General features: G+C 68.4%; 9 protein-coding genes. 8 read left to right on the top strand and 1 reads right to left on the bottom strand.

Going from position 1 to position 9,748, the window contains the following annotated elements; all coding sequences use genetic code 11:
- The 8 genes from scpA to ACIY1X_RS07125 form a co-directional block, all read left to right on the top strand.
- The coding region (scpA, locus tag ACIY1X_RS07160) for a methylmalonyl-CoA mutase (protein WP_399679359.1) at nucleotides 1-1,586 on the top strand (1,586 nt) is incomplete at its 5' end.
- Nucleotides 1,587-1,668: 82 nt separating this feature from the next.
- Nucleotides 1,669-2,301 (top strand): GIY-YIG nuclease family protein, encoded by a 633-nt coding sequence (locus ACIY1X_RS07155; protein WP_399679356.1) that lies wholly within the window; start codon nucleotides 1,669-1,671, stop codon nucleotides 2,299-2,301.
- Nucleotides 2,298-3,404, top strand: a complete 1,107-nt coding sequence (meaB, locus tag ACIY1X_RS07150; RefSeq protein ID WP_399679353.1) for a methylmalonyl Co-A mutase-associated GTPase MeaB — start codon at nucleotides 2,298-2,300, stop codon at nucleotides 3,402-3,404. The genes ACIY1X_RS07155 and meaB overlap by 4 nt, the downstream gene beginning before the upstream one ends.
- Complete coding sequence (locus ACIY1X_RS07145; RefSeq protein ID WP_399679352.1) at nucleotides 3,401-4,945, top strand: acyl-CoA carboxylase subunit beta; 1,545 nt, start codon at nucleotides 3,401-3,403, stop codon at nucleotides 4,943-4,945. The genes meaB and ACIY1X_RS07145 overlap by 4 nt, the downstream gene beginning before the upstream one ends.
- A gap of 26 nt (nucleotides 4,946-4,971) precedes the next feature.
- Entirely contained in the window at nucleotides 4,972-5,592 is a 621-nt protein-coding gene (locus ACIY1X_RS07140) for a glutathione S-transferase family protein (RefSeq protein WP_399679349.1), read from the top strand.
- 38 nt (nucleotides 5,593-5,630) lie between these two features.
- A complete protein-coding gene (locus ACIY1X_RS07135; protein WP_399679348.1) occupies nucleotides 5,631-7,685 on the top strand; it encodes an acetyl-CoA carboxylase biotin carboxylase subunit in 2,055 nt (684 codons plus the stop codon).
- A complete protein-coding gene (bioB, locus tag ACIY1X_RS07130; RefSeq protein WP_399679345.1) occupies nucleotides 7,682-8,731 on the top strand; it encodes a biotin synthase BioB in 1,050 nt (349 codons plus the stop codon). Before ACIY1X_RS07135 ends, bioB begins: the two co-directional genes overlap by 4 nt.
- Complete coding sequence (locus ACIY1X_RS07125) at nucleotides 8,728-9,219, top strand: VOC family protein (RefSeq protein ID WP_399679342.1); 492 nt, start codon at nucleotides 8,728-8,730, stop codon at nucleotides 9,217-9,219. The genes bioB and ACIY1X_RS07125 overlap by 4 nt, the downstream gene beginning before the upstream one ends.
- Here ACIY1X_RS07125 and ACIY1X_RS07120 read toward each other — a convergent pair.
- Nucleotides 9,209-9,694: an Lrp/AsnC family transcriptional regulator gene (locus tag ACIY1X_RS07120; protein ID WP_038218477.1), complete on the bottom strand. Its 486-nt coding sequence runs from the start codon at nucleotides 9,692-9,694 to the stop codon at nucleotides 9,209-9,211. The genes ACIY1X_RS07125 and ACIY1X_RS07120 overlap by 11 nt on opposite strands.
- Nucleotides 9,695-9,748 lie beyond the last annotated feature (54 nt).

The raw sequence follows: 9,748 nt of genomic DNA, 5'->3' as shown, positions 1-9,748 counted from the left end.
TCCAGAACGACATCCTCAAGGAGTTCATGGTCCGCAACACCTACATCTACCCGCCCGAGCCGTCGATGAAGATCATCGGCGACATCATCGAGTACACGGCGAAGAACATGCCGAAGTTCAACTCGATCTCGATCTCGGGCTACCACATGCAGGAAGCGGGCGCCAACCAGGCGCTGGAGCTGGCCTTCACCCTGGCCGACGGCAAGGAGTATGTCAAGACCGCCATCTCCAAGGGCCTCCAAGTCGACGATTTCGCCGGCCGCCTGTCTTTCTTCTGGGCCATCGGCATGAACTTCTATCTGGAAGTCGCCAAGATGCGCGCCGCGCGCCTGCTGTGGTGCCGGATCATGAAGGGCTTCGGCGCGAAGAACCCCAAGAGCCTGATGCTGCGCACGCACTGCCAGACCTCGGGCTGGAGCCTGACCGAGCAGGACCCGTACAACAACGTGGTGCGTACCACCATCGAGGCGATGGCGGCGGTGTTCGGCGGCACGCAGAGCCTGCACACCAACGCGCTGGACGAGGCCATCGCGCTGCCCACCGAGTTCTCAGCGCGCATCGCGCGCAACACCCAGCTCATCATCCAGGAAGAGACCCACATCACCAACGTGATCGACCCCTGGGCCGGCAGCTACATGATGGAGAAGCTCACCCAGGACATGGCCGACGCCGCCTGGGCCATCATCGAGGAAGTGGAAGCGATGGGCGGCATGACCAAGGCCGTGGACAGCGGCTGGGCCAAGCTCAAGATCGAGGCCGCGGCCGCCGAGAAGCAGGCGCGCATCGATTCCGGCAAGGACGTGATCGTCGGCGTCAACAAGTACAGGCTCAAGGACGAGGACCCGGTCGAGATCCTCGCCATCGACAACATGAAGGTGCGCGAGTCGCAGATCGCGCGCCTGAAGAAGGTGCGCGAGGGCCGCGATGCCGCCCAGGTGCAGGCCGCGCTCGACGCGCTGACGCAGGCCGCCGAGAGCGGCCAGGGCAACCTGCTCGACCTGAGCATCCGGGCCGTGCGCCTGCGGGCCACGGTGGGCGAGATCTCCGACGCGCTGGAGAAGGCCTTCGGCCGCCACCGCGCCGACACGCAGAAGGTGACCGGTGTGTACGCAGCCGCCTACGACTCGGCCGAGGGCTGGGAACAACTCAAGAAGGAGATCGGCGAGTTCGCCGAGGCGCAGGGCCGCCGGCCGCGCGTGATGATCTCCAAGCTGGGCCAGGACGGCCACGACCGCGGCGCCAAGGTGGTGGCCACGGCCTTTGCCGACCTGGGCTTTGACGTGGACATGGGGCCGCTGTTCCAGACGCCGGAAGAGTGCGCCCGCCAGGCGATCGAGAACGACGTGCACGCGGTGGGCGTCAGCACCCTGGCCGCCGGCCACAAGACGCTGGTGCCGGCCATCATCGAGGAGCTGAAGAAGCAGGGCGCCGACGACATCATCGTCTTCGTCGGCGGCGTGATCCCGCGGCAGGACTACGACTTCCTCTACGAGGCCGGCGTCAAGGGCATCTACGGGCCGGGCACGCCCATCCCGGCGAGCGCGAAGGACGTGCTGGAGCAGATCAAGGCGGCGGTGGCCGCCTGATCGCAGCTTGTCGTTCGCCCATGCGGCGCATTCCCCCCACCGTTCGGGCTGAGCTTGTCGAAGCCCTTTCCCGTCCCGTCGCTTGAAACCCTTCTTCGTCTATCTGTTGCGCTGCTCGGATGCGTCCTACTACGTGGGGCAGACCGACGACATGGCGCTTCGCCTGCGGCAACACGCCGACGGTGCGATCGGCTACACCGCGACGCACAAGCCGGTCGAGCTGCTCTGGCAGGGCGAGTTCGAGACGCGCGAAGGCGCGATCGCGTTCGAGCAGCGGATCAAGGGATGGTCGCGGGCCAAGAAGGAGGCGCTGATCCGCGGAGACTGGGCGGCGATTCAGCAGTTGGCGCGTTCCCGCGCGGACGCCGCTCCCCAACCCGCTCGCCCGGAGCCTGTCGAAGGGCGGGATGCAGATACGGCGGCCGCGCCCCGGCTTCGACAAGCTCAGCCCGAACGGTGGTGGGGAGGCAAGAATGCCGCCTCTCAACCCGTTCGCTCTGAGCTTGTCGAAGAGCGGGATGCAGCGACAACGGCCGCGCCCCGGCTTCGACAGGCTCAGCCCGAACGGTGGGGGTGCACGGACGCCGCCTCCCAACCCGTTCGCTCTGAGCTTGTCGAAGGGCGGGATGCGGACACAGCGGCTGTGCTCCGGCTTCGGCAAGCTCAGCCCGAACGGTCAGGAGAGGCGCACCTGCCCGAGGAGCCGAGCCGATGACCTCGCCCTCTGCCGTCCGCACCGACGCCATCCTCCACGCCGCCTCGCCCATGGCCCAGCGCCGCGCCATCGCCAAGGCCATCACGCTCCTCGAATCCACCCGCGCCGACCACCGCGCGCAGGCGGACGATCTGCTCACGGCGCTGCTGCCGCACACGGGCAAGTCCTTCCGCCTGGGCATCTCCGGCGTGCCGGGCGTGGGCAAGTCCACCTTCATCGAGGCGCTGGGCCTGTACCTGATCGACCAGGGCCATCGCGTGGCCGTGCTCACCATCGATCCGTCCTCCACCGTCTCCGGCGGCTCGATCCTGGGCGACAAGACGCGCATGGAACGGCTTTCGGTGCACGAGAGCGCCTATATCCGCCCCAGCCCCTCGTCGGGCACGCTGGGCGGCGTGGCCGAGAAGACGCGCGAGGCCATGCTGGTGTGCGAGGCCGCCGGCTACGACGTCGTGATCGTCGAGACGGTAGGCGTCGGCCAGAGCGAGACGGCCGTGGCCGGCATGACCGACATGTTCGTGCTGCTGCAGTTGCCCAACGCGGGCGACGACCTGCAGGCCATCAAGAAGGGCGTGATGGAGATCGCCGACCTGGTGGCCATCAACAAGGCTGACCTGGACAAGGACGCCGCCACCCGCGCGCAGGTGCAGATCACCTCGGCGCTGCGCCTGTTCGGCCACCACGGCAACCCGGAGCATGCACGGGCGATGCACGACGCGCACAGCGGTGCCGAGCTGCGCTTCTGGCAGCCGAAGGTGATCCAGCTCAGCGCGCTCACCGGCGCCGGCGTGGACCGCTTCTGGGCCGCCGTGAGCGAGTTCCGCGCGCTCCAGACGGCCAACGGCCGGATGGCCGCGCGGCGCGAGAAGCAGGCGCTGGCCTGGATGTGGGAACGCATCGAGGCCGGGCTGAAGCAGCAGTTCCGCCAGCACCCGGGCGTGCGCGGGCGGCTGCCCGCCATCACCGCGGAAGTGGCTGCCGGCCGGCTGCCGGCTTCGGCGGCGGCGCGGCAACTGCTCCAGCTTGCCGGCCAGGCCGCGCCGCAGCCCTCCGATTCCCGGCAAGCCACAAGCAACATCAACGAAACCGGCAGGACACCATGAAGGAAATCCTCGAAGAACTCGAACGCCGCCGCGCGCAGGCCCACCTGGGCGGAGGCCAGAAGCGCATCGACGCGCAACACAAGAAGGGCAAGCTCACCGCGCGCGAGCGCATCGAACTGCTGCTGGACGACGGCACCTTCGAGGAATGGGACATGTTCGTCGAGCACCGCTGCACCGACTTCGGCATGGCGGGGCAGAAGATCCCGGGCGACGGCGTGGTGACCGGCTACGGCATGATCAACGGCCGGCTGGTGTTCGTCTTCAGCCAGGACTTCACCGTCTTCGGCGGCGCGCTCAGCGAGGCGCACGCCGAGAAGATCTGCAAGGTGATGGACCAGGCCATGAAGGTCGGCGCGCCGGTCATCGGCCTGAACGACTCCGGCGGCGCGCGCATCCAGGAAGGCGTGGCCTCGCTGGGCGGCTATGCCGAGGTGTTCCAGCGCAACGTGATGGCCTCGGGCGTGATCCCGCAGATCAGCCTGATCATGGGCCCCTGCGCCGGCGGCGCGGTGTACTCCCCGGCCATGACCGACTTCATCTTCATGGTGAAGGACTCCAGCTACATGTTCGTCACCGGCCCCGAGGTGGTGAAGACCGTGACGCACGAGGACGTGACGGCCGAGGAGCTGGGCGGCGCCTCCACCCACACCGCCAAGAGCGGCGTGGCCGACCTGGCCTTCGACAACGACGTCGAGGCGCTGATGATGCTGCGGCGGCTGTTCAACTACCTGCCGCTGTCCAACCGCGAGAAGCCGCCGGTGCGCCTGGGCAACGACGGCCGCGGCGATCCGGCCGAGCGCGCCGAGCTGTCGCTGGACACGCTGGTGCCCGACAACCCGAACAAGCCCTACGACATGAAGGAGCTGATCCTCAAGGTCGTGGACGACGGCGACTTCTTCGAGCTGCAGCCCGACTACGCGAAGAACATCGTCATCGGCTTCGCCCGCATGGAGGGGCAGAGCGTGGGTATCGTCGCCAACCAGCCGCTGGTGCTGGCCGGCTGCCTGGACATCAAGTCGAGCATCAAGGCGGCGCGCTTCGTGCGCTTCTGCGACGCCTTCAACATCCCCGTCATCACCTTCGTGGACGTGCCCGGCTTCATGCCCGGCACCAGCCAGGAGTACGGCGGCATCATCAAGCACGGCGCCAAGCTGCTGTACGCGTATGCCGAGTGCACCGTGCCCAAGGTGACGGTCATCACGCGCAAGGCCTATGGCGGCGCCTACGACGTGATGGCCTCCAAGCACCTGCGCGGCGACGTCAACCTGGCCTGGCCGCGCGCCGAGATCGCGGTGATGGGCGCCAAGGGCGCGGTGGAGATCATCTTCCGCGAGGACAAGAACGATCCCGACAAGCTGGCCGCTCGCGAGGCCGAGTACAAGGCCCGCTTCGCCAATCCCTTCGTGGCCGGCGCGCGCGGCTACATCGACGACGTGATCCTGCCGAGCGAGACGCGCAAGCGCATCTGCCGCAGCCTGGTGATGCTGCGCGAGAAGAAGCTGGAGAACCCGTGGCGCAAGCACGGGAACATCCCTCTCTGAGCCAACGCCTGCCAAAGGAGCACACCATGTCCATCAGCCTCTACTACCACCCGTACTCCCGAGCGGCCGGCACGCTCTGGGCCCTGGAAGAAGCCGGGGTCGACTACGACCTGAAGGTCATCGACATCATGAAGGGCGAGCAGAAGGGCCCGGATCTCGTGTCGAAGAACCCGATGGGCAAGCTGCCCACGCTGGTCGATGGCGACGTCGTCGTCACCGAGGCCGCAGCCATCGCGCTCTACCTGGCCGACCGCTACCAGCCGGGCAAGCTGGCCCCCGCGCCGGACGACCCGCTGCGCGCCACCTACCTGCGCTGGGCTTTCTTCGCGCCGAGCGTGATCGAGCCGGCCGTGATGGCGAAGCAGGCCGGGTGGACGGTCAAGGAGGTCGCCGCCGGCTGGGGCAACTTCGCCTCCATGCTTGCCGCGGCCGAAAGCGCCATCGCCGGCAAGTCCTTCGTGCTCGGCGACACCTTCTCCATGGCGGACCAGGTGCTCGGCGGCACGCTGCGCTTCATGATGGACTTCAAGCAGATCGAGCCCACGCCCGTGTTCAAGGCGTACGTGGACCGGTTGAACGCGCGCCCGGCCTACCAGCGCGCCGAAGCGAAGAACAAGGCGATGCGCGAGCAACTGGGGCTCGCATAGCGCGCGTGCGCTCGTCGAACAAGAACGGAGCAAGAAAAGTGTTCAAGAAGATCCTGATCGCCAACCGGGGCGAAATCGCGTGCCGCGTCATCAAGACGGCACGCAAGCTCGGCATCCGGACCGTGGCTGTGTATTCCGACGCCGACAAGGACGCCCGCCACGTCGAGCTGGCCGACGAGGCGGTGCACATCGGCGCCGCGCCCTCGCGCGAGAGCTACCTGCTGGCCGACCGCATCATCGAGGCGTGCAAGAAGACGGGCGCCGAGGCGGTGCACCCCGGCTACGGCTTTCTCTCCGAGAACGAGGGCTTCGCCAAGCGCGTGGAAGAGGAGGGCATCGTCTTCATCGGCCCCAAGCACTACTCCATCGCCGCGATGGGCGACAAGATCGCCTCGAAGAAGCTGGCGGGCGAGGCCAAGGTCAACACCATCCCCGGCTACAACGACGCCATCGACACGGCCGAGCAGGCGGTGGAGATCGCCAAGGGCATCGGCTACCCGGTGATGATCAAGGCCAGCGCCGGCGGCGGCGGCAAGGGCCTGCGCGTGGCCTTCAACGACAAGGAGGCGCTGGAAGGCTTCACCTCCTGCCGCAACGAGGCGCGCAACTCCTTCGGAGACGACCGCGTGTTCATCGAGAAGTTCGTCGAGGAGCCGCGCCACATCGAGATCCAGGTGCTCGGCGACGCGCACGGCAACGTGATCTACCTGAACGAGCGCGAGTGCTCGATCCAGCGCCGCCACCAGAAGGTGATCGAGGAGGCGCCCTCGCCCTTCATCAGCGAGGCCACCCGCAAGGCGATGGGCGAACAGGCGGTGGCGCTGGCCAAGGCGGTGAAGTACCAGAGCGCCGGCACGGTGGAGTTCGTGGTCGGCAAGGACCAGAGCTTCTACTTCCTGGAGATGAACACCCGCCTGCAGGTGGAGCATCCGGTGACCGAGTGCATCACCGGGCTGGACCTGGTGGAGCTGATGATCCGCGTGGCCGCCGGCGAGAAGCTGCCGCTGGCGCAGAAGGACGTGCAGCGCAACGGCTGGGCGATCGAGTGCCGCATCAACGCGGAGGACCCGTTCCGCAACTTCCTGCCCAGCACGGGCCGGCTGGTGCGGTTCCAGCCGCCGGCCGAGTCGCTGGCTGCCGCCGAGCCGACGGCAGCCGACGACTACGGCGTGCGGGTGGACACCGGCGTGTACGAGGGCGGCGAGATCCCGATGTACTACGACTCGATGATCGCCAAGCTGATCGTGCACGGCCGCGACCGCAACCACGCGATCGCACTGATGCGCGAGGCGCTCAACGGCTTCGTGATCCGCGGCATCCACAGCAACATTCCCTTCCAGGCGGCGCTGCTGGCGCATCCGAAGTTCGTCACGGGCGAGTTCAACACCGGCTTCATCGCCGAGCACTACGCGCACGGCTTCCGCGCCGAGGACGTGCCGCATGCCGACCCGGATTTCCTGGTCGCGCTGGCGGCCTACGTGCACCGCCGCTACCGCGCCCGCGCCTCGGGCATCAGCGGCCAGCTCGAAGGGCATGGCGTGAAGGTGGGCGAGCAGTTCGTGGTCGTCACGCTGGCGGCCGACGGGCAGCACGTGCACACGCCGGTGTCGGTCACCGATTTCCAGGGCAAGACCGGCTCCAGCGCCGTGCAGGTGGGCGCGAACAGCTACCGCATCGACAGCCTGTCGCCCCTGGGCAGCATCCGCGTGGAAGGCCGGGTCAACGGCCAGCCCTTCACCGCCCAGGTGGAGCGCGGCGCCGGCAAGAACCCGCTGGCCCTGCGCGTGCAGCACAACGGCACGCAGATCGAGGCGATGGTGCTCTCGCCGCTGGGCGCGCGCCTGCTGGCGCTGATGCCCTACAAGGCGCCGCCGGACATGAGCAAGTTCCTGCTCTCGCCGATGCCGGGCCTGCTGGTGGACGTGGCCGTCCAGGAAGGCCAGCAGGTGCAGGCCGGCGAGAAGCTGGCCGTCATCGAGGCGATGAAGATGGAGAACGTGCTGTTCGCCGCGCAGGACGGCGTGGTCGGCAAGATCGCCGCTGCCAAGGGCGAATCGCTGGCCGTGGACCAGGTGATCATGGAGTTCGCATGACGGCGGGCGGCATCGACGCAGTGGAAGCGCCCGAGCGGCCCGTCGCGCTGCGCCGGCCGGCGAAGGCGCAGCCGCGGCCCGCTGCGCCGCGCTGGCCCGTGGAGGCGGTGCAGGCGCTGCTGGAGTTGCCCTTCAACGAGCTGCTGTTCCGTGCCCAGGCCGCGCACCGCGAACACTGGCCCGAGGGCGACATCGAGCTGGCGACACTTCTCTCTGTGAAGACCGGCGGCTGCCCCGAGAACTGCGGCTACTGCCCGCAGTCGGCCGAGTTCGACACGGGGGTGAAGGCACAGAAGCTGATGAGCGTGGAGGAGGTGACGCGCGCCGCGCAGGCCGCCAAGGACGCCGGCGCCACCCGCTTCTGCATGGGCGCCGCCTGGCGCGCGCCGAAGGACCGCGACATCGAGAAGGTGGCCGAGCTGGTGCAGGCCGTCAAGGGCCTGGGCCTGCAGTCCTGCGCCACGCTGGGCATGCTGGAGGCGCACCAGGCGCAGGCACTGCGCGACGCCGGCCTGGACTACTACAACCACAACCTCGACACCGCGCCCGAGTACTACGGCGACATCGTCGACACCCGCACGTACCAGGACCGGCTCGACACCCTGACTCACGTGCGCGCGGCCGGCATCAGCGTGTGCTGCGGCGGCATCGTCGGCATGGGCGAGGCGCCGGTGCACCGCGCCGGCCTGCTGGCGCAGCTCGCCAACCTGGAGCCGTACCCGGAGTCGGTGCCCATCAACAGCCTGGTGCGCGTGCCCGGCACGCCGCTGGCCGACAGCGAGCCGATCGATCCGCTGGACTTCGTGCGCGTGATCGCGGTGGCCCGCATCCTGATGCCGAAGGCGCGCGTGCGCCTGTCGGCCGGCCGCCAGCAGCTCGGCGAGGCGGTGCAGGCGCTGTGCTTCCTGGCCGGCGCCAACTCCATCTTCTACGGCGACAAGCTGCTGGTCACCGGCAACCCCGACGTGGAGGCCGACCGGCAACTGCTCGCCAAGCTGGGCCTGCAAGGCCGCGACACCGTTGCATCCGAAGGAGGCTGCGCATGAACACGACGACGACCCGGCCGTTCAAGGTGCTGGGCATCCAGCAGATCGCCATCGGCGGGCCCGACAAGCAGCGCCTGGCCACCCTGTGGGTGGACATGCTGGGCCTGGAGCGCACCGGCACCTTCAAGAGCGAACGCGAGAACGTGGACGAGGACATCTGCGCCATCGGCGAAGGCCCCTTCAAGGTCGAGGTGGACCTGATGCAGCCGATGGACCCGGAGAAGAAGCCGGCCGTGCACGCCACGCCGCTCAACCACGTCGGCCTGTGGATCGACGACCTGCCGAAGGCGGTGGAATGGCTGGCGGCGCAGGGCGTGCGCTTCGCGCCCGGCGGCATCCGCAAGGGCGCGGCGGGCTTCGACATCTGCTTCCTGCACCCCAAGGGCAACGAGGAATTTCCCATCTCGGGCGAGGGCGTGCTGATCGAGATGGTGCAGGCACCGCCGGAGGTCGTCGAAGCCTTCGGCCGGCTCGCCGCTACGCGTTGACGACCTTCTTCACCGGCGGCTTCACGTCGCTCTTGCTCGCCGGCAGCATCGGCTGGTGCTCGCGCGCCGGGTTCAGGATGATCGAGGTCGCCGTCTCGGTGAGCAGGCAGAACTTGGTGACCACCGCGTCCAGGTGCGCCACGTCGATGACGGCGATCTCGATGACCCAGCTGTCCTCGCCGGTCACGTTGTAGGCGTTGATGCACTCGGGCGTCTCGCGTACCAGCTTGACGACGCGGGCGTACTCGGCGCGGCCGACGCGCACGATGGCGCGGATGCCGTAGCCCAGCTTCGCCAGGTCCACCGACGCGCGGTAGCCGGTGATGACGCCGGCCGATTCGAGCTTGCGCACGCGCTCGGTCACGGCGGGCTGGCTCAGGTGCACGCGGCGGCCCAGCTCGGCCATCGAGAGGCGGGCGTCGGCCTGCAGCTCGGCCAGGATGCGGGTGTCGTAGGCGTCGAGTTCGGGATTCAAGGCCGGCTTCTTCCATGTCCGTGGAAATGAAGGCGATCCTAGCGCCGATGCCTT

It is taken from the genome of Xenophilus sp., assembly GCF_044462705.1.
Taxonomy (GTDB): domain Bacteria; phylum Pseudomonadota; class Gammaproteobacteria; order Burkholderiales; family Burkholderiaceae_C; genus Xenophilus; species Xenophilus azovorans.
Note: the sequence above shows the minus strand (reverse complement) of the source record. Positions and strands in the feature narration are given on the sequence as shown.

Coding starts and splice junctions, on each gene's coding strand:
- meaB (WP_399679353.1), top strand. CDS start 2,298: ATGACCTCGCCCTCTGCCGTCCGCACCGACGCCATCCTCCACGCCGCC.
- ACIY1X_RS07145 (WP_399679352.1), top strand. CDS start 3,401: ATGAAGGAAATCCTCGAAGAACTCGAACGCCGCCGCGCGCAGGCCCAC.
- ACIY1X_RS07140 (WP_399679349.1), top strand. CDS start 4,972: ATGTCCATCAGCCTCTACTACCACCCGTACTCCCGAGCGGCCGGCACG.
- bioB (WP_399679345.1), top strand. CDS start 7,682: ATGACGGCGGGCGGCATCGACGCAGTGGAAGCGCCCGAGCGGCCCGTC.
- ACIY1X_RS07125 (WP_399679342.1), top strand. CDS start 8,728: ATGAACACGACGACGACCCGGCCGTTCAAGGTGCTGGGCATCCAGCAG.